22 protein-coding genes are annotated in these 24959 nt (G+C 59.3%); 20 read left to right on the top strand and 2 right to left on the bottom strand.

Translation table 11 applies throughout. The features are described from left to right. Positions 1–117: 117 nt before the first annotated feature. Positions 118–2910 (bottom strand): EAL domain-containing protein, encoded by a 2793-nt coding sequence (locus D0T21_RS21160; protein ID WP_229211581.1) that lies wholly within the window; start codon positions 2908–2910, stop codon positions 118–120. Positions 2911–3299: 389 nt separating this feature from the next. On the opposite strand from D0T21_RS21160, the gene D0T21_RS21155 reads away from it, so the two are divergent. The 8 genes from D0T21_RS21155 to D0T21_RS21120 all read left to right on the top strand — a co-directional run bounded on the left by D0T21_RS21155 (position 3300) and on the right by D0T21_RS21120 (position 13014). Next, positions 3300–4337, top strand: a complete 1038-nt coding sequence (locus D0T21_RS21155) for a nitronate monooxygenase family protein (protein ID WP_116991281.1) — start codon at positions 3300–3302, stop codon at positions 4335–4337. A gap of 29 nt (positions 4338–4366) precedes the next feature. Next, entirely contained in the window at positions 4367–5995 is a 1629-nt protein-coding gene (locus D0T21_RS21150) for a GMC family oxidoreductase (RefSeq protein ID WP_116991280.1), read from the top strand. 123 nt (positions 5996–6118) lie between these two features. Further along, on the top strand, positions 6119–6889 hold the full coding sequence (locus D0T21_RS21145) for an ABC transporter ATP-binding protein (protein ID WP_116991279.1): 771 nt from the start codon (positions 6119–6121) through the stop codon (positions 6887–6889). Further along, positions 6889–7596 carry an ABC transporter ATP-binding protein gene (locus D0T21_RS21140; protein ID WP_116991278.1) on the top strand — a complete coding sequence of 236 codons (708 nt, stop codon included), beginning with the start codon at positions 6889–6891 and terminating at the stop codon, positions 7594–7596. Before D0T21_RS21145 ends, D0T21_RS21140 begins: the two co-directional genes overlap by 1 nt. A gap of 59 nt (positions 7597–7655) precedes the next feature. Beyond that, on the top strand, positions 7656–8864 hold the full coding sequence (locus tag D0T21_RS21135) for an ABC transporter substrate-binding protein (protein WP_116991277.1): 1209 nt from the start codon (positions 7656–7658) through the stop codon (positions 8862–8864). Positions 8865–8956: 92 nt separating this feature from the next. Next, positions 8957–9841: a branched-chain amino acid ABC transporter permease gene (locus D0T21_RS21130; RefSeq protein WP_116991276.1), complete on the top strand. Its 885-nt coding sequence runs from the start codon at positions 8957–8959 to the stop codon at positions 9839–9841. Positions 9842–9851: 10 nt separating this feature from the next. After that, on the top strand, positions 9852–10835 hold the full coding sequence (locus D0T21_RS21125; protein WP_116991275.1) for a branched-chain amino acid ABC transporter permease: 984 nt from the start codon (positions 9852–9854) through the stop codon (positions 10833–10835). A 121-nt stretch (positions 10836–10956) separates the two neighbouring features. Further along, the gene (locus tag D0T21_RS21120) at positions 10957–13014 is read left to right on the top strand and encodes a 3-hydroxybutyrate oligomer hydrolase family protein (protein ID WP_116991274.1); all 2058 of its coding nucleotides are present in this window, start codon (positions 10957–10959) and stop codon (positions 13012–13014) included. A 3-nt stretch (positions 13015–13017) separates the two neighbouring features. Here the strand turns inward: D0T21_RS21120 and D0T21_RS21115 are convergent, their stop codons facing one another. Further along, positions 13018–14184, bottom strand: coding sequence for an iron-containing alcohol dehydrogenase (locus D0T21_RS21115; RefSeq protein WP_116991273.1), 1167 nt, complete (start codon positions 14182–14184; stop codon positions 13018–13020). A gap of 145 nt (positions 14185–14329) precedes the next feature. Here D0T21_RS21115 and D0T21_RS21110 point away from each other — a divergent pair, with 145 nt between their 5' ends. The 12 genes from D0T21_RS21110 to atpG all read left to right on the top strand — a co-directional run bounded on the left by D0T21_RS21110 (position 14330) and on the right by atpG (position 24951). Next, a complete protein-coding gene (locus D0T21_RS21110; protein ID WP_116991439.1) occupies positions 14330–15094 on the top strand; it encodes a TSUP family transporter in 765 nt (254 codons plus the stop codon). Between the two features lie 167 nt (positions 15095–15261). Next, positions 15262–17193, top strand: a complete 1932-nt coding sequence (gene mnmG / locus D0T21_RS21105) for a tRNA uridine-5-carboxymethylaminomethyl(34) synthesis enzyme MnmG (RefSeq protein WP_116991272.1) — start codon at positions 15262–15264, stop codon at positions 17191–17193. Then, on the top strand, positions 17190–17843 hold the full coding sequence (rsmG, locus tag D0T21_RS21100; RefSeq protein WP_116991271.1) for a 16S rRNA (guanine(527)-N(7))-methyltransferase RsmG: 654 nt from the start codon (positions 17190–17192) through the stop codon (positions 17841–17843). The genes mnmG and rsmG overlap by 4 nt, the downstream gene beginning before the upstream one ends. Positions 17844–17959: 116 nt before the next feature. Further along, entirely contained in the window at positions 17960–18730 is a 771-nt protein-coding gene (locus D0T21_RS21095) for a ParA family protein (RefSeq protein ID WP_116991270.1), read from the top strand. A 9-nt stretch (positions 18731–18739) separates the two neighbouring features. Then, positions 18740–19627, top strand: coding sequence for a ParB/RepB/Spo0J family partition protein (locus D0T21_RS21090; RefSeq protein ID WP_116991269.1), 888 nt, complete (start codon positions 18740–18742; stop codon positions 19625–19627). A 207-nt stretch (positions 19628–19834) separates the two neighbouring features. After that, positions 19835–20200 (top strand): ATP synthase subunit I, encoded by a 366-nt coding sequence (locus tag D0T21_RS21085; RefSeq protein ID WP_070268109.1) that lies wholly within the window; start codon positions 19835–19837, stop codon positions 20198–20200. Positions 20201–20221: 21 nt separating this feature from the next. Beyond that, entirely contained in the window at positions 20222–21022 is an 801-nt protein-coding gene (gene atpB, locus D0T21_RS21080; protein ID WP_116991268.1) for a F0F1 ATP synthase subunit A, read from the top strand. Positions 21023–21094: 72 nt separating this feature from the next. Next, positions 21095–21358, top strand: coding sequence for a F0F1 ATP synthase subunit C (gene atpE / locus D0T21_RS21075; protein WP_371875058.1), 264 nt, complete (start codon positions 21095–21097; stop codon positions 21356–21358). A gap of 42 nt (positions 21359–21400) precedes the next feature. Continuing rightward, positions 21401–21871: a F0F1 ATP synthase subunit B gene (locus D0T21_RS21070; protein WP_116991267.1), complete on the top strand. Its 471-nt coding sequence runs from the start codon at positions 21401–21403 to the stop codon at positions 21869–21871. A gap of 2 nt (positions 21872–21873) precedes the next feature. Next, a complete protein-coding gene (locus D0T21_RS21065) occupies positions 21874–22419 on the top strand; it encodes a F0F1 ATP synthase subunit delta (protein WP_116991266.1) in 546 nt (181 codons plus the stop codon). 62 nt (positions 22420–22481) lie between these two features. Next, positions 22482–24023: a F0F1 ATP synthase subunit alpha gene (atpA, locus tag D0T21_RS21060; protein ID WP_116991265.1), complete on the top strand. Its 1542-nt coding sequence runs from the start codon at positions 22482–22484 to the stop codon at positions 24021–24023. A 52-nt stretch (positions 24024–24075) separates the two neighbouring features. Next, complete coding sequence (gene atpG, locus D0T21_RS21055) at positions 24076–24951, top strand: F0F1 ATP synthase subunit gamma (protein ID WP_116991264.1); 876 nt, start codon at positions 24076–24078, stop codon at positions 24949–24951. Positions 24952–24959 lie beyond the last annotated feature (8 nt).

Genomic DNA, 24959 nt, shown 5'->3' with positions numbered 1-24959 from the left:
AAGTCATGTATACGTTTACAAATCATCCGTTTACGAGAAAGATAAGCGCTTGCATAAACGCTGTACCAGTTCAGGAGCAATTCTGTATAAAATGGCGGCCTTTGGACAACTTGGTCCTTACTCACAAGTCGTCCTGTGGATATCCAGCGAGTTATTCACAGGTGCCTGCTCACTTTTGATCTGTTTTTCCAGTTCTTCGCCTGAAATCGGCTTGGAAATCAGGTATCCCTGCCCTAAATCGCATCCTGCGGCTGTCAGAGCCGCCAGTTGTTGAGGCGTTTCGATGCCTTCGGCGATTACTTTGATGTTCAGCTTGTGCGCCATGGCGATAATTGCCTCGCAAAGCACGATGCCGTCGGTGCCGCTGGACAGATTTGAGACAAAAGTTGGATCGATTTTGATGTAATCGATATCGAATCGCTTCAAAAACGCCACCGAGCAGTAGCCGGTGCCGAAATCGTCCAGTGAAATCTGCATGTGAGCATGCTGGAAAGCCAACATTCGTTCCGAAACCGAGTTGGCGGTGTCCAAAAGCAGGTTTTCCGTCACTTCGATGATGATGCTGTTGGCATTCAGGTGCAGTTCCTCGAGAAAATCCAGCCATTGCTGGTAGTTGCTGCCGTCGTCGCGGAACTGCCAGGCCGATTTGTTCACGCTGACCTGGAAATCGGGCAATCCCAGCGCCTGTAATTTCTGCACTTCCTGTGCCGCCTGCTTGAAAACCCAGTCGCCGATGCCGACGATCATGCCGCTGCTTTCGGCGATGCTGATAAATTCAGCAGGATTCAGCAGTCCGCGCACCGGGTGCTGCCATCGCACCAGTGCTTCCGCCTTGCAAATCTTGCCGCTGGCCAGGTCGATAATCGGCTGGAACAAGATCCGCAGTTCGTTGTGATTGACCGCTTCGCGCAATTCGTTGACCAGGGTCATGCGCACGCGGGTGGCTTCCTGCATGAACGGAGCGAAATAATTGAAGCGGTTGCGGCCCTGTTGCTTGGCTGCGTACATGGCCTGGTCGGCGTTTTTGATTAAAGTATCAGCATCGGCGCCGTCTTCAGGGTAGAGCGTGATGCCGATGCTGCTCGAAATACGGGCAATATGCTTGTCGCCGTCATTACCCAGGTTGAACGGCGTGCTCATTTGCTTGAGAATTTCCTGGGCTGTGCGCACCACATCGCCGGCGTTACGCAACTCGCTGAGGATGATGGTGAATTCGTCACCGCCCAATCGCGCCACCGTATCGGTGCCGCGCACGGTGCTGGACAAACGGCTTGCCACTTCTTTGAGCAGCAAATCGCCTTTATCGTGGCCCAGGGTGTCGTTAATTTCCTTGAAGTGGTCAAGATCCATGAAAACCAGCGCCATCGGCAGATGGGAGCGGTCGGTTTTTTTCATTTCCTGGCGCAAATGCTCGTGGAACATGCGCCGGTTCGGCAAGCCGGTCAGCGCATCGAAATTGGCCTGGCGCCAGATCAATTCTTCCGATGCTTTCTTTTTCGTGATGTCGCTCAGCAGCGCCACGTAGCGGAATGGATTGCCGACCTCGTCGTAGACGGTGTTGAAGCGCATCGCGACCAGGTACTCATCGCCGTCTTTATGCTGATGCCAGAGTTCGCCTTCCCATTGTCCGGTTTGGGCGATCGATTCAAACATGCGGGTGAAGAAGTTGATGTCCTGGCGGTTGGTCGTCAATTCATAGCCGCGGTGGCCGATGACTTCTTTTTCCGTATAGCCGCTCAACAGGGAGAAGGCTGGATTCACGGTCAATATGCGTCCATCGGCGTCGGTGACCATCATGCCTTCGCCGCTGTTTTGGAAAAGCAGGGCAGCCAGTTTCATGGATTCTTCGTTTTTCTTGCGTTCTTCCTCGTTGGCCAGCAGCTTTTGCTCCATTTCCCGACTGGCGGCGTACAGGGCGCGGAAGCGCAGTTCGCGTTCCTCCTGCTTGGTGTAGGTGCGCAGCGAAAAATGACCGGCGCCTGCCATCAGTATCAGCAGCATGATCAAACCAGCGCCGGCAATCAGATAGTTTTGCTGGAGTAGCCTGGCTGATTCCGCATCGTTGCTGCCAACGACGATGATCAAGGGAAGGTTTTCAAACACCCGATAACTGAACACGCGGGTAAGGCTGTCGGCACTGCTGACTGTTTTGAAAGTCCCCGAACTGGCGCGGCGTACGTTGTCGAACAGGTCGGTCGGTCCCTGATCGCGTGCAAACGATTGTTCAAAATTGGGCACACCTGCGATCACTTTGCCGCCGCTGTGTAGCAGCGTAATCGAGATATCTGAGTTGAAACGCGAATTTTCAAACACCGTGACGTAGCGGTTGACGTTGAGGGGCGCGACGATCACTCCCAGGAATTCACCCTTGGCGCTTTCCACACGACGGCTGAGAAAAAACAGTCTTTGGTTGCTGCGTCGTCCTATCGACGGTTCGCCGATGAACAATTTGCCACGCATGGCGACATTCAGGTGGGCTTTGAAGTAATCGCGATCACCGTATCGGGTGCCGGAAATATTGTTGCCGGTGGAGGTGGCGATCGCATCGCCTTTGGCATCAAGAAAACTGATCCAGTACTCGCTGTTGAAACCTGAACCGCGCGAGGACAACAGCTCCGACATTGTTTCCGGTGACCGTCGCTGTTGGGGAGTCAGAACTTTGATGGCGTTGGCAAATCCCATCAGCGACAAGTCGACCGACTGTATCGAGTACAGCACATGCGCTTCCATCGCTTTGACGTAGTGCTCGGTCTGGGTTTTGACCGCGAGTTCACGTTCGACGTAGGCGGTGCGGAATTGAGAAACGACAACAGCAATGGCAAGCGCAGCCATGAGGAAAAGGCCGGTGATCAGACGTCGCCGAAAGCGCAGATAAGCCGGCGACCGCATATTTTTGCGCTGTGAGGACAAAATGTCTCCGCCAGGGGCTGTTTGTTTGCGAATTCAGTATAGGGGAAAGCAGATGTTGGCGAAATCTTATTTCCGTTCCAGTGGGGTATCAGGCCGTTCCGGCGCAGCCGCCTGTGGTTTTTGGGTTTATGGTTTACTCTAAAGATGTATATATAAAAATAGTAGTAGTTGTTAACGCAGACACTTTTCTGTGGATAAGTGTTCATTTTGGATTAAAATCAGGCGTTTACGGGCTGCATAAGCGGGCGAGAAAGCCGTGTATGAGCAAAGAACTGTTTTGGGATAAGAAAAAGCGTCCCCAAAAATTTTTTGTTTACTCACATTTCGTGCCTGTGGATATCCATAGACTTATCCACATGTCGTAAACGCCACTTTATGCGAGAAATCAGATGAATCTGGCATCAATTTTTCCTCATCCCATCATCCAGGGACCTACGGCCGGCGGCAATAACACACCCGCACAAGTGGCTGCGGTCTCCAATGCCGGCGGGCTGGGTTCGCTGGCTTGCTCCTTACTTGCGCCGGACACCATCCGCACCCAGACCGCGCAGATCCGCGCCCTGACCGACAAGCCGTTTTGCCTGAATTTCTTCGTGCTGGAGACGCCCAAGCCGGATCCGGACGAAGTGGCCCGCGCCAAGGAATGGCTGAAGCCGATCGCATCGTCGCTGGGCTGGACCGAAGTGCCGACGCCCGCCAAATGGTGCGAAGACTTTGCCGCCCAGTTCGAGGCGCTGATCGAATTGCGTCCCGCCGTAGCCAGTTTTACCTTCGGCATCCTCAGCACCGAGCAGATCCGCCGCCTGCATGATGCCGGCATTTTCGTCATCGGCACCATCACCCACGCCGACGAAGCGCTGGCCTGGCAAAGCAGGGGCGCGGATGCGGTGATCGCTTCCGGCACCGAATCCGGCGGCCATCGCGGCACCTTCATCGGCGCGCAGGAAGACGCCAAACTGACCACCTTCGAGCTGCTGCCGACCATTGTCGAGGCGGTGCATATTCCCGTGATCGCCGCCGGCGGCATCATGGATGGCGCCGATATCAAGCGCGCGTTGAATGGCGGCGCCCAGGCGGTGCAGATGGGCACGGCGTTCCTGGTGTGCGACGAATCGTCCATCAATCCGATTTACAAGCAGCGCTTGCTGACGGCCGGCGATCATCCGACCCGGCTGACGCGCACGTTTTCCGGTCGCTATGCGCGCGGCCTGGAGAACCGTTTCATGCTTGAAATGGCTGCGGTGGAAAAACAGATCCCCGCCTATCCGATACAAAACGCACTGACCGGCGCCATCCGGGCGGAGGCGGGCAAGCGCGGCGAGACGGAATTGATGTCGCTGTGGTGCGGTACCGGCGTCGCGCGCGCCAGGCCGATGCCGGCGGCAAAACTGGTTGAAACATTGCTGGCGGAGATAGCAGCCGCCTGACCGAAACAGCACTCTTGGAGGAGAAGTTTTTGGAATCAGCAGGCATTTACGATTACATCATTATTGGTGCTGGCTCGGCGGGCTGCGTATTGGCAAACCGGTTGAGCGCAAACAGAAACGCGAATGTCCTGCTGATCGAGGCGGGTGGTAGAGACGATTATGTGTGGATCCATATTCCTGTCGGTTATCTGCATTGCATAGATAATCCACGGACCGACTGGATGTTCCGCACCGAAGCCGATCCGGGCCTGGGCGGGCGCAGCCTGCTCTACCCGCGCGGCAAGGTGCTGGGCGGTAGTTCCTCCATCAACGGCATGATCTACATGCGCGGCCAGGCCAGCGACTACGACCGCTGGGCCGAGCTGACCGGCGACGACAGCTGGCGCTGGCAGTCGGTGCTGCCGCTGTTTAAAAAGAGCGAGGATTATCACGGCGGCGCTTCCGAACTGCATGGCGCCGGCGGCCCATGGCGCGTGGAAAAGCAGCGTCTGTCGTGGCAAATCCTGGACGCGTTCCGCGATGCGGCGGAGCAGGTCGGCATCCAGAAAGTGGACGACTTCAATCGCGGCGACAACGCCGGCTGCGGCTATTTCGACGTCAATCAAAAACGCGGCATCCGCTGGAATACGTCGAAGGCGTTTTTGAAACCGGTGTCGATGCGGCCCAACCTGACCATCATGACCGGCTGCCACGTGGAACGTTTGCAGATCGAAATGAGCGATCGCGGACCGGTGTGTAAAGGTGTGATTTTCACCGGCGGCGGCACGCAGTTCACGGCCATCGCCGACAAAGAAACCCTGCTGGCGGCTGGCTCCGTTGGTTCTCCACAAATTTTGCAATGCTCGGGCATCGGCGCGGCCGGCAGCTTGCGCCAGCATGGCATCGAGCCGCTGGCCGATCTGCCCGGCGTCGGCGAAAACCTGCAAGACCATCTGCAACTGCGCATGATCTACAAGCTCGGCGGCGGCGCGCGCACGCTGAATACGATGGCTGCCAGCTGGTACGGCAAGATGAAAATCGGCCTCGAATACGCGATGTTCCAGAGCGGGCCGATGTCGATGGCGCCTTCGCAGCTGGGCGCCTTTGCGCGTTCGGATGCCGCGCAGGCCACGCCGAATCTGCAATATCACGTGCAGCCGCTGTCGCTGGAAAAGTTCGGCGAACCTTTGCACGCTTTCCCAGCATTCACGGCCAGCGTTTGCAATCTGCGTCCGACCTCACGCGGCCATGTGCGCATCGCCAGCGCGGATTCCTATGCGCCGCCGAAGATTTCGCCGATGTATTTGAGCACGCTGGAAGACCGCAAAGTCGCCGCCGCCGCCTTGACGTTGACGCGCAAGATCGTCGCCGCGCCGGCCTTGCAGCGCTACGCGCCGGAAGAATACAAGCCCGGTATCCAATACCGAACCGAGGAAGAATTGGCCCAGGCGGCAGGCGCGATCGGCACCACGATTTTCCATCCGGTAGGCACCTGCAAGATGGGCCGCGCGGACGATCCGAGCGCCGTGGTGGACAGCGCGCTGCATGTAATTGGCATACATGGATTGCGCGTAGTTGATGCTTCCGTTATGCCGTTCATAACCTCGGGAAATACCAACTCTCCCACCATCATGATCGCGGAGAAAGCTTCAGAGCTGATCCGTTCAGAGTGGAAATGAAACCCTGTGCCCGCTAGGTCTAGATCAAAAGTCGACCGTAGTTATACTGTATTGTTAGCCAATTTGTTACTGTGTATGATCTAAAAAAATTTAGTAGTTTGAAAAGAATAACAAGGAGACAGGATGTCCGGCGTTATCTTGGAAACAAAGCATCTGACCAAGGAATTCAAGGGTTTCACCGCGGTCAATGATGTGAATTTAAAAGTGCAGCGCGGCCACATCCACGCGCTGATCGGCCCCAATGGCGCCGGTAAAACCACGTGCTTCAATCTGCTCACCAAGTTCCTGGTGCCCACCTCGGGCCAGATCCTCTTCAACGGCAAGGACATCACCGCCGCCAAGCCGGCGCAGATCGCCCGCATGGGCGTGATCCGGTCGTTTCAGATTTCCGCTGTCTTCCCGCACCTGACGGTGCTGCAGAATGTCCGCATCGGATTGCAGCGCCAGCTCGGCACCAGCTTCAATTTCTGGCAGAGCGAACGGTCGCTGAGCAAGTTGAACGATCGCGCCATGCAGTTGCTGGCGGAGGTCGACCTGACCGAATTCGCCGACACCATCACCGTCGATATGCCTTATGGCCGCAAGCGCGCTTTGGAAATCGCTACCACGCTGGCGATGGAACCGGAGCTGATGCTGCTGGACGAACCGACCCAGGGCATGGGCCACGAAGACGTGCACCGCGTGACGGAATTGATTAAGAAAGTTTCAGCCGGCCGCACGATCCTGATGGTCGAACACAATATGAAAGTGGTGTCCGGCATCTGCGACAAGATCTCCGTTTTGCAGCGCGGCGCGATGCTGGCCGAAGGCACGTACGCCGAAGTTTCAAGTAATCCACAGGTGATGGAAGCCTACATGGGTACCGAAGCCGCAGTACTGGAAGGAGCCCACTGATGACGGCCGCTCTGGAAATCTCCAACCTGCAAACCTGGTACGGCGAATCGCATATTCTGCACGACGTGAACCTGACGGTGCAGCCCGGCGAAGTGGTCACGCTGCTGGGCCGCAACGGCGCCGGTCGCACCACCACGCTGCGCGCGATCATGGGCTTGACCGGCGCCCGCAAGGGTTCGATCAAGGTCAACGGCGAGGAAGCGATCGGCTTGCCGACGCACAAAATCGCCCACCTCGGCATCGGCTATTGCCCGGAAGAGCGCGGCATCTTCTCGTCGCTGTCGACCGAGGAAAACCTGATGTTGCCGCCGCAACTGGCGACCGGCCAGAAGGGTATGTCGGTCGAGGAAATCTACGCTATGTTCCCCAACCTGGAAGAGCGCAAGCACAGCCAGGGCACGCGCCTGTCAGGTGGCGAGCAGCAGATGCTGGCGGTGGCGCGCATCCTGCGCACCGGCGCGCGCCTGCTGTTGCTCGATGAAATCTCCGAAGGCCTGGCGCCGGTCATCGTGCAGGGCCTGGCCCGGATGATCACCACGCTCAAGGCCAAGGGCTACACCATCGTCATGGTGGAACAGAATTTCCGGTTTGCCGCCCCGCTGGCGGACCGGTTTTATGTGATGGAACACGGTCAGATCGTCGAGACCTTTGTTGCATCGGAATTGAGCGCCAAGATGCCGGTCCTGACCGAGCTTCTGGGTGTCTAAAGGGTTGGAAATAAGTGTACAAAAATAAGCAAACACTACTTCTTGAAAACGGAGACAAAATGAAACTCAAAGCCATCACCATCGCAGCCACCGCCGTGTGCGCACTCGGCCTGTCCTTTGCTGCCCAAGCCCAGGTTTCCGGCGACACCATCAAGATCGGCCTGATCACCGATATGTCCGGCCTGTACACGGACATCGACGGCGCCGGCGGTGCCGAGGCCATCAAGATGGCGATTGCCGACGCCGGCGTGGTCATCGCTGGTAAAAAGGTCGAATTCATCTCCGCTGACCACCAGAACAAGGCCGACATCGCCGCCTCCAAGGCGCGCGAATGGTTCGACCAGCAGGGCGTCGACATGCTGATCGGCGGCACCAACTCTGGCGCCAACCTGGCCATGGCCAAGGTCGCGGCCGAGAAGAAGAAAGTCTTCATTTCGATCGGCGCCGGCTCGGCCCGTTTGACCAACGAGGAATGCTCGCCGTACACGATTCACTACGCCTACGACACTATCGCGCTGGCGCGCGGCACCGGCGGCGCCATCGTCAAGCAAGGCGGCAAGAGCTGGTACTTCATGACCGCCGACTACGCCTTCGGCCAGTCGCTGGAAAAAGATACCGCGGACGTGGTGAAAGCCAACGGCGGCAAGGTGCTGGGTTCGGTCAAGCATCCGCTGTCGGCGTCGGACTTCTCGTCCTTCCTGTTGCAGGCGCAGTCGTCGGGCGCGCAGATCCTGGGCCTGGCCAACGCCGGCGGCGACGCGATCAACTCGATCAAGGCCGCCAACGAGTTCGGCATCACCAAGAAAATGAAGCTGGCCGGCCTGCTGATCTTCATCAACGACGTGCACTCGCTGGGCCTGAACCTGACCCAGGGCATGTACCTGACCGACGGCTGGTACTGGGATGCGAACGCCGACACCCGCGCCTGGTCGAAGCGCTACTTCGAGAAGATGAAGAAGGAACCGTCGATGCTGCAAGCGGCCGACTACTCGGCGGCGGCCAACTACCTGAAAGCGGTCAAGGCCGTCGGCAGCGACGACACCGACAAGGTCATGGCCTACCTGAAGGCGAACAAGATCAACGACATGTTCGCCAAGAACGGCGTGATCCGTCCGGACGGCCGCATGGTGCACGATATGTACCTGATGGAAGTGAAGAAGCCGGCGGAATCGAAATATCCATGGGATTACTACAAGGTCGTCGCCACCATTCCAGGCGACCAGGCTTACGCCACCAAGGCGGAAACCAAATGCTCCCTGTGGAAATAAGCTGAGTTGTACACAGGCCGGGCGCCCTTGCCCGGCCTTTTTCTGGTGCCACGCCTGCCCGTCCGGGACGGCGATCTTTATATTGTGATCTCATGGAAATATTCGGCTACCCCTTGCCCATGATTATGAGCCAGCTGATGCTGGGCCTGGTCAACGGCTCCTTCTATGCCATGCTGTCGCTCGGCCTGGCGGTGATCTTCGGCCTGCTGAACGTGATTAACTTCTCGCACGGCGCGCTGTACATGATGGGCGCGTTTGTCGCCTGGATGGGCATGGCCTACCTCGGCCTGAACTACTGGGTGATGCTGGTGCTGGCGCCGTTCATCGTCGGCGTGTTCGGCATCGTCATCGAAAAAACCATGCTGCGCTGGCTCTACAAGCTGGACCATCTTTACGGCCTGCTGCTGACCTTCGGCATCACCTTGCTGGTCGAAGGCGTGTTCCGCTCGTTCTACGGCGTTTCCGGCCAACCGTTCCAGGTGCCGGAGGCGCTGGCGGGGGCGACCGACCTCGGCTTCATGGTGCTGCCGAATTACCGCGCCTGGGTGGTGGTGGCGTCGCTGGCGGTGTGCCTGTCGACCTGGTTCGTCATCGAGAAGACCAAACTGGGCGCCTACCTGCGCGCCGGTACCGAGAATCCCAAGCTGGTCGAAGCCTTCGGCATCAACGTGCCGCTGATGGTCACGCTGACCTACGGCTTCGGCGTCGCTTTGGCGGGCTTTGCAGGGGTGCTGGCGGCCCCGGTGATCCAGGTACAGCCCCTGATGGGTCAGAACCTGATTATCGTCGTATTCGCCGTTGTAGTGATCGGTGGCATGGGTTCGATCATGGGCTCCATCCTCACCGGCCTCGGCCTGGGCATCATCGAAGGCCTGACCAAAGTGTTCTACCCCGAGTTTTCGTCGACGGTGGTGTTCCTGGTGATGGTCATCGTGTTGCTGATCCGTCCTGCCGGCTTGTTCGGCAAAGAAAAATAAGAGGCCGCACATGAATAAGAACTTAGGTTATCTCGTCGCCTTCGCCATCGCGCTGGCGGCGCCGTTTGTCGGCTATCCGATCTTCCTGGCCAAGCTGTTGTGCTTTGCGCTGTTCGCCAGCGCCTTCAACCTGTTGATCGGCTTTACCGGTTTGCTGTCGTTCGGCCATGCGGCCTTCTTCGGCGCCGCCGGCTACGTGGCCGGCAACGCGATGAAGGTGTGGGGCTTGCCGGTTGAGCTGGGCCTGCTGGCCGGTGTCGCGGCCGGCGCCCTGGTCGGCCTGGTGATGGGCGCGCTGGCGATCCGCCGCCAGGGTATCTACTTCTCGATGATCACTTTGGCGCTCGCGCAGATGGTGTACTTCGGCGCGCTGCGCGCCGGCGAATTCACCGGCGGCGAAGACGGCTTGCAAGGTGTTCCACGTGGAAAATTGCTGGGCCTGGTCGACCTGTCCAACGATACCGCGCTGTACTTCTTCGTGCTGGGCATCGCCGTGCTGGCCTTCATGCTGATTGTGCGCACCGTGCATTCGCCGTTCGGCCAGGTGCTGAAGGCGATCAAGGAAAACGAGCCGCGCGCGATTTCGCTGGGCTACGATGTGGACAAGTACAAGCTGCTGGCCTTCGTGCTGTCGGCCGCGCTGACCGGCCTGGCGGGCGCCTCCAACATGCTGGTGCAGGGTTTCGAAACGCTGACCGACGTGCACTGGAGCATGTCGGGCCTGGTGATCCTGATGACGTTGGTGGGCGGCATGGGCACGTTTGCCGGTCCGATGCTGGGCGCCATCCTCGTCATCGCGCTGGAAAACAAGCTGGGCGATTTCGGCATCTTCATGGTTGCCCACACCGGCATCGAATGGTTCAACACCATCGGCGAGGCGGTCAACATGGTGATCGGCTTTATCTTCATCGTTTGCGTGTTGTTGTTCCGGCGCGGCATCGTCGGTGAAATCATCGCCAAGTTCGCTGTCAACAACGGCAAAAAAACAGCTTGATGTAGCGCACACGCCGGACGTTCTGTCCGGCGTTTTTTTTTCATCGGTAGTAAATTTTCGTCTGGCCACCGGCCGGAGTGGGAGTAGTCCGTCTGTAACTTTTATCGACATAGAGGATGACATGCATATCAACAAAATCACGCTGGCGCTGGCCGGCATTGCGCTGACCGCTTGCGGCGCCAATGAACACGACACGGCCGAGGACTTGAACGTGCTGCCGGCGTACCTGGGCACCATCAGCAGCAAGACCTACGACGGCACCACCGACGATTTGCTGACCGCCGGCCTGGGCGCGACCGGCCTGGCCGGCGCCACGCCGGCATATGTCGACCCGGCCAATCCCACTGCCGCCGAGCTGCGCCGCAACGCCATCTACGCCAACTACCGCGCCGTGCTCGACATCAACGTCAACAGCGGCTACGGCACCTTGTACGGCCCTAATGTGGACGCCAAGGGCGGGATCGGATCGGGGCAGGGCATGATCGCCGGCACCGAGTACATCGCCTACTCCGACGACGGCACGGGCAACCAGAACGTGACGCTGATGGTGCAGATACCGAACGGTTTCGACATCAACAATCCCTGCATCGTCACCGGCACCTCGAGCGGATCGCGCGGCGTGTACGGCGCCATCGGCAGCGCCGGCGAATGGGGCCTGAAGAACAACTGCGCCGTGGCCTACGCCGACAAGGGCAGCGGCAACGGCCTCTACACGTTTGACGACGACAGCGTGAACCTGCAGAACGGCGTGCGCGCCACCCGCACCGCGGCCGGCAAGAACGCCATCTTCGCACCGGCATTGAGCGATGCCGACCGCGCCGCGTTCGCCTCGTCGTCGCCGGCGCGCATCGCCTTCAAGCACGCACACTCGCAGCAGAACCCGGAAAAGGATTGGGGCAAGGTCACGCTGCAATCGCTGGAATTCGCGTTTTACGTGCTGAACGAAAAGTACGGCGTGCTGGCCAAGGATAACAAAAGCCACATCGTGCGCCTGACGCCGAAGAACACGGTGACGATCGCCTCCAGCATTTCCAACGGCGCCGGCTCGGCTCTGCTGGCTGCGGAACAGGACACCAAGGGCCTGATCGGCGGCGTGGCGGCCACCGAGCCACAGGTGCAGCCCAAGGCCGCCACCGGCTACATGGTGCGCCAGGGCGGCGTCAACGTGACGGGGCAGGGCAAGGCGCTGTTCGACTACTCGACCTATGCCGCGCTGTACCAGCCATGCATCGCATCGACCGCCGCCGTACCGGGCCGCTGCACCGCGCTGGCCGCCAAAGGCTTGTTGACCGGCACCGACCTGCCGTCGCAGCAGGCCGACGCCAAGGCCCGCCTGAAGGCCTACGGCTGGCTGGTGGACTCCGATATCCTGCAAGCGGCGCACGCCGGCACCAACATCCTGGTGGCGGTGACGTACGCCAATGCCTACGGCAAGTTCTCCGTGACGGACAAGGTGTGTGGATTCTCGTTCGCCCCGACTGACGCGACGGGTGTGCCGGTGGCCTTCACTGCGGCGCAAAAGGCCAGCAGCTTTGCCACGCAAAACGGCATCATCGGCAGCGTGCTTTACGAGAATTCGGTGGGCGGCGCCAAGGCCTACAGCCTTGGCGTATCGCCGAGCAGCACTCTGGCGGACCAGTCGCTGGACGGTTTTCTGTGCCTGCGCTCGTTGGCGACGGGTGTGGATCCGGTCACCGGCGGCGCCCTGAGCGCGACGCTGGCGGCGCAAAGCGCACGCGTGATGGCGGGCATGGCCGAGGTAGCGGCGACCGGCAATCTGCACGGCAAACCGGCCATCATCGTGCAGGGACGCAGCGATACCCTGATCCCGGTCAACTTTGCTTCACGCGCATATCTGGGCTTGAATGCATCGGCGGAGGGTGGGGCGAGCAAGCTGCGCTACATCGAAGTGACCAACGCCAACCACTTCGACTCGTTCACCAACGCGCTGCCGGCCAATATCGTGCCCTTGCACGTCTACCTGTTCCGCGCGCTGGATGCGATGCTGGCCAACCTGCGCAGCTCGGCCGTGGCGTTGCCGCCTTCGCAGGTGGTGCGCACGGTGCCGCGCGTCGATAACACCACGCTGATCACCGTGGCCAACGTACCGCCGATCGCCGCAGCGCCTGGCGCCAATGCCATCACGGTCACCGGCACCACGGTCGATGTGCCGAACTAAGGTCTACAACGCTGCAGCGTAGATCGCCCTCGCATCGTCGCGCGTGACGGTGCGGGGGTTATTTCCCAACAAGCGGGTCTGGAGCATGGCGTCATCCGCCAGCCGGTCCAGATCCGTTTCCCTGATCCCCACCTGCTGCAAAGTCCGCTCTATCCCCGTGATGGTGGCTATTTGTTGCATCGCAACAACCAGCGCCTCAGCCCTCGCCTCGGCGCTGCCGCTGACCTCGGGCACGACGATCTCCGCCAGTTCCGCATACAGCGTGGCCGCCTCCGGCGCATTGAAACGCAGCACATGCGGCAGCACCAGCGAGTTCGACAGCCCATGTGGAACGTGAAATATGCCCCCTATCGGATACGCCAGCGCATGCACCGCCGCGACCGGCGCGTTGGAAAACGCCTGTCCCGCCAACATCGCGCCAAGCAGCATGGCCTGCCGCGCCGCCAGGTCGCGACCGTTTTCGCAAGCCCGGATCAGGTTGGCCGACAGCAGACCCAGCGCTTTGCGCGCAAAGATATCGGACAGCGGGTTCTTTTTATGGCGGCTGGTGTAGGCCTCGATGGCGTGCACCATCGCGTCGATGCCGGTCGCAGCGGTGACCATGGGCGGCAGGCCAATGGTCAGCTCGGCATCCAGCAATGCCAGATCGGCATAGAGTTGCGGCCCGACGACGCCCATTTTTGTGGTAGTGCCGGTGGTGACGATGGCGATATTGGTGACCTCGGAACCGGTGCCGGCGGTGGTCGGAATCTGTACCAAAGGCAGCCGCGCACCCTGCACATTGCCAATGCCGTAGATGGCGCTGAGCGGTTGGTCGCTGCCGGCCAACACCGCGATCAGCTTGGCGACGTCCATCGAGCTGCCGCCGCCGAGGCCGATGATGAGGTCTGCCCGGTGCTTGCGGGCTGCAGCCACAGCATCCAGCACCACCTGCTCAGGCGGGTCCGCCACGACCTTGGAATAGACTTCCACCGCCACCCCGGCGGCGCGCAGGCTGGCGGCCGGAGCCTCGACCAGGCCGGTTGCCAGGAAGCCGGGATCGGTGACGAGCAGGGCGCGCTTGGCCGCCGGGAAGCGCTGGACGATATGTTCGCCCAACCGTCCGGCTGCGCCCAGCTCGGAAACGATGTGGGCGACGGTGCTGAATGCGAACGCTGGGAAGTCGGTCATGGCGGTTCCAGGGTGGTGGATTTCACGTGAAGCTTACCTCAAGCGAGGCCCCCGTGCCTGTCTTGGGCTATGCAGGATGTGCATGAACCGCTCCGAATTTCTTCCGTACAATATAGCCTTCGCAAGCGTAAAGGATGGCAAGGTGATGGTCGATTATCTGGTGTTGGGAGTGGCGGCGTTCGGTGCGGGTCTGGTGGATGCGGTGGTTGGGGGCGGGGGACTGATACAGCTCCCGGCGATGTTCTCTGTGTTTCCCAACATGGCGCCGGCCACGCTGATCGGCACCAACAAGCTGGCCAGCATCTTCGGCACCAGCGTTGCGGCGGTCAGCTACGCGCGCCGGGTTGCCATCGCTTGGTCGGTCGCGACACCGGCCGCACTGGCCGCGCTGGTCTTCGCCTTCCTCGGCGCGTACACGGTGACCAAGGTCTCGGCCGAATTCATGCGCCTACTGTTGCCGGTTGTGCTGGTGGCGGTCGCCATCTACACCTTCGCCAAGAAGGACTTCGGCAGCGTGCACGCGCCCATCCACTCGGGCGCCAGGGAGCAGACGCTGGCGCTGCTGATCGGCGCCGGCATCGGCTTCTACGATGGCTTCTTCGGCCCCGGCACCGGCAGCTTCCTGGTGTTCCTGTTCGTGCGTATCTTCGGCTTCGACTTCCTCGGCGCTTCGGCCGTGGCCAAGGTCGTCAACGTCGCCTGCAACTTTGCCGCGCTGATCTGGTTCGGCTACAGCGGCCACTTGATTTGGCAACTGGGCGCGACAATGGCGGTGGCTCAGATCGCCGGCTCCATCATCGGCTCGCGCATGGCGATGAAGCACGGCAGCGGTTTTGTGCGCAAACTGTTCCTGGTCGTGGTCACCATCCTGATCATAAAGACTGGCTACGATGCATGGTTGCGTTGGTGACACTGTTTCACGTGGAACCAAAAAAGGGCTCTTATTGGGAACGATAAGGGCCCTTTTTCAATGTTTCACGTGGAACAATTTGGCGATATTTTTTTGCTTAAAAAAGTCGCAGCAGCAAAAAGACTCTATAATCTGACCTTGATCCCTTCGCTTTAACCAATTCCAACATGCTATTTCCTACAAAATTCGACGTCATCGTCGTCGGTGGTGGTCACGCCGGCACCGAGGCTGCCCTCGCTTCGGCCCGCATGGGCCAGAAGACTTTGCTGCTCACGCATAACATTGAGACGCTGGGCCAGATGTCGTGCAACCCATCCATCGGCGGTATCGGCAAAGGCCATCTGGTCAAGGAAGTCGACGCCATGGGCGGCGCCATGGCCATCGCCACCGATGAGTCGGGCATCCAGTTCCGCATCCTGAACTCGTCCAAAGGCCCTGCCGTGCGCGCCACCCGCGCCCAGGCCGACCGCATCCTGTACAAGCAAGCCATCCGTTCGCGCCTGGAAAACCAGCCCAACCTGTGGCTGTTCCAGCAGGCTGTCGACGACCTGATGGTGGAGGGCGACCGCGTGATCGGCGCCGTCACCCAGATCGGCCTGAAGTTCCTGGCGCCGGCCGTGGTGCTGACCGCCGGTACTTTCCTCGACGGGAAGATCCACGTCGGCCTGCAGAACTACTCGGCCGGCCGTGCCGGCGATCCACCGGCGATCTCGCTGTCGGCCCGCCTGAAGGAACTGAAGCTGCCGCAAGGCCGCCTGAAGACCGGCACGCCGCCGCGCATCGACGGCCGCAGCATCGACTTCTCGCTGATGACCGAACAGCCTGGCGACCTCGATCCGGTGCCGGTATTCTCGGTGATGGGCAATGCCGCCATGCACCCTGAGCAGATGCCGTGCTGGGTGACGCACACCAACACCCAGACCCACGACATCATTCGTGCCGGCCTGGACCGCAGCCCGATGTACACCGGCGTCATCGAAGGTGTCGGCCCGCGCTACTGCCCGTCGATCGAAGACAAGATCCACCGCTTCTCGGCCAAGGAATCGCACCAGATTTTCCTGGAACCAGAAGGCCTGACGACCAACGAATTCTATCCAAACGGCATCTCCACCAGCCTGCCGTTCGACGTGCAGATCGCCCTGGTGCGTTCGATGAAGGGCATGGAAAATGCCCACATCCTGCGCCCCGGCTACGCCATCGAATACGATTATTTCGACCCACGCGGCCTCAAAGCCTCGCTGGAAACCAAGGCGGTTGGCGGCCTGTACTTCGCCGGTCAGATCAACGGCACCACCGGCTACGAAGAAGCGGCGGCGCAGGGCATGCTGGCCGGTATCAACGCCGCGCTGCAAACCCAGGGCCGTGAAGCCTGGACGCCGGCTCGTTCCGAAGCCTATCTGGGCGTGATGGTCGACGACCTGGTCACGCAAGGCGTGATGGAACCGTACCGCATGTTCACCAGCCGCGCCGAGTATCGCCTGAGCTTGCGTGAAGACAATGCCGACATGCGCCTGACCGAAATCGGCCGCAAACTGGGCGTGGTTGGCGATGCGCAGTGGCAGGCATTCGAGACCAAACGCGAAGCCGTGGCCCGCGAACTGGAGCGTTTGCGCTCCACGTGGGTGAACCCGCGCATCCTGGAAGCGGCCGAATCCGAGCGCGTTATTGGCCAGGCGATCGAGCGCGAGTACTCGCTGGCGAACCTGCTGGCCCGTCCCGGCGTCGACTACGACAAGCTGATGAGCCTGTCCGGCATCGACGGCCGCGAGCTGGCCGGCCCCGGCGTGGCCGACGAAGCAGTGCGCGAGCAGGTGGAAATCCAGCTCAAATATTCGGGCTATATCGACCGCCAGACCAAGGAAGTCGAGCGCCACGAGCACTACGAAAACCTGAAATTGCCGGAAGGTTTCAACTATCTGGACATCACCGCGCTGTCGGTGGAAGTGCGCCAGAAGCTGCACGCGCAGCGTCCGGAAACGCTGGGCCAGGCATCGCGCATTTCCGGCGTGACGCCGGCGGCGATTTCGCTGCTGCTGGTGCACCTGAAGAAGGCCGGTTTCGGCGGTTTTTTGAATCAAAAAGATGAGGCTGTTCAATGAAGGTGTTTGACCGTGCAGTACTAGCGGATGTTTTAAAACAAGGCATCAACAGTCTGAAGCTGGGCCTCGGCGACGACCAGGTGGAGAAATTGCTGGACTACCTGGCGCTGCTGAACAAGTGGAATTCGGTGTACAACCTGACCTCGGTGCGCGACCCGATGCAGATGGTCACCTTGCATGTGCTGGACTCGCTGGCGGCGGTGCCTGCCTTCGCCGGCGCGCAGAATGTGCTGGACGTGGGAGCAGGGGGCGGCTTGCCGGGCATGGTGCTGGCGATCAGCCGTCCGGACATGAAAGTGTCGATGATCGACACGGTGCACAAGAAGACCGCGTTCCTGAACCAGGTGAAGGCGGAGCTGGGCCTGGCCAACGTGACGGTGTACACCAAGCGCGTGGAGCAGCTGGAAGTGAAGACGAAATTCGACGTCATCACCTCGCGGGCTTTTGCGGACCTGTCCGACTTCGTCAACTGGTCGGGGCACCTGCTGCAAGAGGGCGGGCGATTCATAGCCCTGAAAGGAACGGCGCCGGCAGAGGAGCGAGAGCGACTGCCAGAGCCATGGAAAGTGCAGAAATTAGAGCCGTTAGAAGTACCGGGGCTGGACGCGGAGCGCCACCTGGTTTTCATTCAAGCCGAAACGAGTAAATGATTTATACGATATTAATCATTTATAAGGTTTATACAGTTTATTCTGTATAAACAGTATAAATCGTTTATATCGTTTTAATAGTATAAATAATTAAGAAGCACAACCCAAAGAAATACATGGCGAAAATTTTTTGCGTAGCGAATCAAAAGGGTGGCGTAGGTAAGACTACCACGACGGTCAACCTGGCCGCCGGATTAGCAAAGCTGGACCAGCGGGTACTGCTGGTCGACCTGGACCCACAAGGCAATGCCACGATGGGCGCAGGCATCAACAAGGCGGGACTGCCTGCATCGACCTATGAGGTGATGCTGGGCGAATCCGACGTGGCCACCGCGCGCCAGCGTTCGGAGCCGGGCCAGTTCGACGTGCTGCCTTCCAACCGCGAGCTGGCCGGCGCCGAAGTCGAGATGGTCTCGCTGGAAAACCGCGAACGCCGCCTGAAGGATGCGCTGGCCCTGGTCGACGGTGAGTACGACTTCATCCTGATCGACTGCCCGCCGGCATTGTCGATGCTGACCTTGAACGGCCTGTGCGCCGCGCACGGCGTCATCATCCCCATGCAGTGCGAGTACTACGCGCTGGAAGGCTTGTCCGACCTGGTCAACACGATCAAGAAGGTGCACGCCAACCTGAACCCGGACCTGAAGATCATCGGCCTGCTGCGCGTGATGTTCGATCCGCGCATGACGCTGTCGCAGCAAGTGTCGGCCCAGCTGGAGCAGCACTTCGGCGACAAGGTCTTCAAAACCATCATCCCCCGCAACGTACGCCTGGCCGAAGCGCCGTCCTACGGCCTGCCGGGCGTCACCTTCGATCCATCCTCCAAGGGTGCGCAGGCGTATATCGCCTTCGGCGCCGAGATGGTCAAGCGCATCAAGAAAATGTAAGGCAATAAAATGGCAACCAAAAAACTCAAAGGCCTGGGTCGCGGCCTGGAAGCGCTGCTCGGCGGCGACGGCGACATCACCACTCCGGACGCCAACACGCCGTCCGAACTCCCGGTCACGCAAATGCAGGCCGGTAAATATCAGCCACGTACCCGTATGGATGAGGGCGGCTTGCAGGAGCTGGCCGCGTCGATCAAAACCCAGGGCATCATGCAGCCCATCCTGGTCCGTCCGGTCGGCACCGACAAGCTGACCGGCGCCATCAAGTACGAGATCATCGCCGGCGAACGCCGTTTCCGCGCCGCGCAAATCGCCGGCCTGGAAGTGCTGCCGGTCTTGGTGCGCGACGTGGACGACCAGGCCGCCGCCGCGATGGCCCTGATCGAGAACATGCAGCGCGAGGATTTGAATCCGCTGGAAGAGGCGCAGGGCATACATCGCCTGATCACCGATTTCAGTTTCACGCACGAGCAGGCGGCCACGGCCGTTGGCCGTTCGCGCAGCGCGGTGTCCAACCTGCTGCGTTTGATGAACCTGGCCAATCCGGTGCAGACCATGCTGATGGCCGGCGATATCGACATGGGCCACGCCCGCGCGCTGTTGTCGGTGGATGCGGCCACGCAGATCAACCTGGCCAATATGGTCATCGCCAAACGGTTGTCGGTACGTGAAACTGAAAAGTTGGTGGCAAAGACGCTGGAAGATCAAAAAGCCTCGCCGACCGAAGCGCGCCAGAAAGAAAAGTCCGGCGACATCGTGCGCCTGGAAGAAGAGCTGTCGGACAAGCTGGCCACGCCGGTGGTGTTCAAGATGGGCACCAAGGGTCGTGGTCAGATGATCATCGACTTCGCCGACCTCGACATCCTCGACGGCGTGCTCGCCCGACTGCGCGCTTAAACTTGTTGAAGTTGCAGCAGAGGCAATAAAAAACGAAAACGCTTAACTGGTTCCAACTTGGTGCAACCGGCTTGGAAATGTTTATAAAAGCGTCGCTTTCGTGCACCAATTGCTCTGCTGCGGTGCAGCAATGTTTGACGTGATACAGTAAAGACACATATAATCCCGTGTCTTTGGGTTTTATCGGCTTTTCAGGGAGCTCGCCAGATGAATGATTCGACGAGTATTTCCAAGCCGGTGTATAAAGTCGTCGCCCTCCAGTTAGCCATCGCAACTGGATTCGCCTTGCTCGCCTGGAACTTGGGTGGAGTACTCAAAGCTTGGTCGGCCGCCTATGGCGGAGCAATCGCAGTCATCGGGAGTCTGATGTACGCGATGATTGTTGCGGGCGGAACAAATGACGCCAAAAAAGCTTTCCGGTCGCATGTACGCGCCGAAGTAGTGAAAATATTTATCACGGTAGTGCTGTTTGTTTTGGCACTGGCGCTGTTTCAGTCGGCCTCTTGGTTATGGCTGATCTTGGGTTTCGCGGTGGCAACCTTAGCTTATTGGTTTTCACTGCTCGCAATTTAATCACCAAAATCTAATACTTTTATGACCACAGAAAACGCTGTAGGGGCACACGAAGCGCCCACCTCCATTGAGTATATTCAGCATCACCTGTCGCACCTGAAGTCTGCCGACGGCGCTTATAACCTGGACACGTTCTGGGTTTCGGCCGTTCTGGGCATGATTTTCCTCGGCGTGTTCTACATGGCCTCGCGCCGTGCGACCGCCGGTGTGCCGGGCAAGCTGCAAAACTTCGTCGAAGCCGTCATGGAGCTGGTCAACGAAGTCGTCAATTCCGCATTCCACGCCAAGAGCAAGGTCATCGCACCGCTGGCTATCACGATCTTCTGCTGGGTTTGGCTGATGAACGCGATGGACTTCCTGCCGGTCGATCTGCTGCCTAAGATTCTTGGCTACGCTGGCGTCCACAAACTGCGTGTCGTGCCGACCGCGGACGTCAACCACACTTTCGGCATGTCGTTCGGCGTCATGCTGTGCATTATTGGTTTCTCGATCAAAGCCAAAGGTCTCGGCGGCTGGGGTAAAGAGTTGCTGACCGCTCCGTTCCACGCCCACGGCTTCATGGCCGTCGTGCTGGCTCCGGTCAACTTCGCCTTCCAGATGATCGAGTTGCTGGCTAAGCCACTGTCGCTGTCGCTGCGACTCTTCGGCAATATGTACGCCGGTGAGCTGCTGTTCATTCTGATCGCTCTGCTGCCATGGTGGGCGCAGTGGCTGCTGGGTGGTCCTTGGGTTATCTTCCACATCCTGGTGGTGACCCTGCAAGCGTTTGTGTTTATGGCGTTGACTGTTGTGTACCTGAGCCTCGCGGTTGAGAAGCACTAAGCAACTTAGTTTTAACTTTTTAGTATCTGTAGTCTTTTTTAAAATCTTAGGAGAAATTCAATGCAAGCTCTGATCGCACAAGTACAAAGCATGACCGTTCTGGCCGCAGCAATCATCATCGGCCTGGCCGCTATCGGCACCGCACTCGGTTTCGCAATTCTGGGCGGCAAATTCCTGGAAGCTTCGGCTCGTCAACCAGAACTGATGCCACAACTGCAAACCAAACTGTTCGTTATCGCTGGTCTGCTGGATGCGATCTCGATGATCGGCGTCGGCGTTGCTCTGCTGTACACCTTCAGCAACCCATTCCTGGCAGCTGTTCTGGCGGCACATTAATTCGCTCCCTTCTAGGAGAAACTTTTAGTTAGGAGCAAAGGTATGGACATCAATATGTCTCTCATCGGTCAGATGATCACCTTCGCGGTGTTGGTCTGGGTTTCGATGAAGTTCGTATTTCCATCGCTGAATGCAGCGTTGGATGAGCGTGCCAAGCGTATCGCTGACGGTCTGGCTGCGGCCGACCAAGGCCAGCAAGCGATGGTAGTGGCTGAGAAGCGCGCCAGCGAAGCGCTGGCAGGTGCACGCGAAGAAGCTTCGCAACGCGTTGCCGACGCTGAAAAGCGCGCGCAACTGGTGGCAGAAGAAATCAAAGCAAATGCACAAGCCGAAGCGGACCGCATCATTGCGCAAGCCAAGGCAGACGCCGATCAGCAACTGGCCAAAGCGCGCGACACGCTGCGCGCTCAGGTGGCTGACCTGGCTGTGAAGGGCGCCGAGCAAATCCTCAAGCGCGAAGTCAACGCTTCGGCTCACGCCGATCTGTTGTCGCGCCTGTCTGTCGAGCTGTAATCATGGCAGAAAACGCAACCGTCGCCCGTCCCTACGCGGAAGCTTTGTTCCGCGTAGCCCAAGCAGGTAAGGAATCGTTCAACCTCGCGGCGTGGTCCGAACTGGTGGCCGAACTGGCCCAGGTCGGTGCCCACCCCGAGGTGCAAGCATTCGCCCGCAACCCGAAAGCTTCGGCTAGCGATGTGAGCGCCGCCATTACGGCACTGGTCAAGTCGCCGTTGAACACGGAAGCGAAAAACTTCCTGGCGATGCTGGTCGACAACGGCCGCATCAGTCTGCTGCCGGAAATCGGCGCGCAATTCCAGGCGTTGAAAAACGCCGTGGAAGGTGCGGCAGACGCCGACATCACCAGCGCCTTCGACCTGAGCTCGGCTCAAGTGAACGAGCTGGTCGCCACGCTGGAGAAGAAATTCAGCCGCAAGCTGAACCCGGTCGTGACCGTGGATCCAGCGTTGATCGGTGGCGTACGCGTCGTTGTTGGCGACCAGGTGCTGGACACGTCGGTCCGCGCCAAGTTGCAGCAAATGCGTGTTGCGCTGGTCGCGTAAGCGCCGCTTAGAACAGATTCTTCCCCTCGCGCAAGCTGAGAGAAACACTTTTAGGAGTTAGTATGCAACTCAACCCATCTGAAATCAGCGAGCTGATCAAGAGCCGTATCCAAGGCCTTGATGGCGGCGCTGAAGTACGCAACCAAGGCACGGTTATTTCCGTCGCCGACGGTATCGTCCGCATCCACGGCCTGTCGGACGTAATGCAGGGCGAAATGCTGGAATTCCCTGGTAACACCTTTGGTCTGGCGATGAACCTGGAGCGTGACTCCGTCGGCGCCGTGATTCTGGGTGCTTACGAGCACATCTCCGAAGGCGACACGGTCAAGTGCACCGGCCGCATTCTGGAAGTGCCGGTCGGTCCTGAACTGCGTGGCCGTGTGGTCAACGCCCTGGGCCAGCCGATCGACGGCAAAGGCGCTGTCGATGCCAAGATGACCTCGCCAATCGAAAAGATCGCTCCAGGCGTTATCGCCCGTGAGTCCGTCTCGCAGCCTATGCAGACCGGTCTGAAATCGATCGACGCGATGGTACCAATCGGCCGTGGCCAGCGCGAGCTGATCATTGGCGACCGTCAAACCGGTAAGTCCGCCGTAGCGGTTGATGCGATCATCAACCAAAAAGGCCAGGGCATGACCTGCATCTACGTGGCTATCGGTCAGAAAGCCTCGACGATCAAGAACATCGTGCGTTCGCTGGAACAGCACGGCGCGCTGGAGTACACCATTGTTGTTGCCGCATCGGCCGCCGAATCGGCAGCGATGCAGTACATCTCGGCCTACTCGGGCTGCACCATGGGCGAGTACTTCCGCGACCGCGGTGAAGACGCGCTGATCGTGTACGATGACTTGTCGAAACAAGCCGTTGCCTACCGTCAGATCTCCCTGCTGCTGCGCCGCCCACCAGGCCGCGAAGCTTACCCAGGCGACGTGTTCTACCTGCACAGCCGTCTGCTGGAACGCGCAGCACGCGTGAACGCCGACTACGTGTCGGCCTTCACCAACGGCGCAGTCACCGGCAAGACCGGTTCGCTGACCGCACTGCCGATCATTGAAACCCAGGCTGGCGACGTTTCGGCGTTCGTTCCAACCAACGTGATTTCGATTACCGACGGTCAGATCTTCCTGGAAACCTCGCTGTTCAACTCGGGTATCCGTCCTGCGATTAACGCCGGTATCTCGGTGTCGCGCGTTGGTGGTGCCGCTCAGACCAAGGTCATCAAAAACCTGTCCGGCGGTATCCGTACCGACTTGGCGCAGTACCGTGAACTGGCTGCGTTCGCGCAGTTCGCTTCCGACCTGGACGAATCGACCCGCAAGCAGCTGGACCGCGGCGCCCGCGTGACCGAACTGCTGAAGCAGGCTCAGTACTCGCCACTGTCGATCTCCCTGATGGCCGCTTCGCTGTTCGCAGTGAACAAGGGCTACCTGGATGATGTGCCAGTCAAGAAAGTACTGCCGTTCGAAGCCGGCCTGCACGCCTACCTGAAGACCAAGCAAGCTGACCTGCTGTCCAAGATTGAATCGTCGAAGCAACTGGACAAAGACGGCGAAGCAACGCTGTCGGCCGCCATTGCGGACTTCAAGAAATCCGGCGCATTTTAAGCACAACGGCGCCCCGCGAGGGGCGCCTTACGCGCAGAAGGAGTAAGGACTCATGGCAGTAGGCAAAGAGATACGTGGCAAGATCAAGAGCGTAGAGAATACGAAGAAGATCACCAAGGCGATGGAAATGGTCGCCGCATCGAAAATGCGCAAAGCGCAGGATCGCATGCGCGCCGCCCGTCCCTACAGTGAAAAGATTCGCAATATCGCCGCTAATCTGGCTACCGCAAATCCGGAATACACCCACCCGTTCCTGGCTGAAGAGCAAAAGGACTCGGCGAAGGCAGTTGGCTTCGTGATCGTCACCACCGACAAAGGTCTGTGCGGCGGCATGAACACCAACATCCTGCGCATGGTGACGGCGAAAACCCGTGAGCTGGAAACAGCCGGCAACAAGATTGCCGCAGTAGCTATCGGTAACAAAGGTTTGGGGTTTTTGAATCGCGTAGGCATCCCTGTCGTTGCGCAAGTAACGCAGATCGGCGACACGCCGCACCTGGAAAAACTGATCGGACCTGTCAAGGTCATGCTCGAGAAGTTCCAGAACGGTGAAGTTGACGCAGTCTACCTGTGCTACACCAAGTTCATTAACACGATGAAGCAAGAGCCGGTAGTGGAGCAATTGTTGCCACTGCCAGCCGCGAAGACGCAGGCCGACGCGGGTAATCACAACTGGGATTACATCTACGAGCCGGATGCTGCGACCGTGATTGATGAGCTGCTGGAGCGCTATGTAGAAGCGCTGGTGTACCAGTCGGTGGCGGAAAACCTGGCGTCCGAGCAATCGGCGCGTATGGTGGCGATGAAGTCGGCAAGCGACAACGCCGGCAGTGTGATCGGCGAATTGAAGCTGATCTACAACAAGACCCGCCAAGCTGCGATTACCAAAGAACTCTCCGAAATCGTCGCCGGTGCGGCTGCGGTTTAAACGAATTA

The sequence above is a fragment of the Duganella sp. BJB476 genome, from assembly GCF_003416895.1.
Classification (GTDB): domain Bacteria; phylum Pseudomonadota; class Gammaproteobacteria; order Burkholderiales; family Burkholderiaceae_D; genus Rugamonas.
This window is presented reverse-complemented; position numbering and strand designations above follow the sequence as displayed.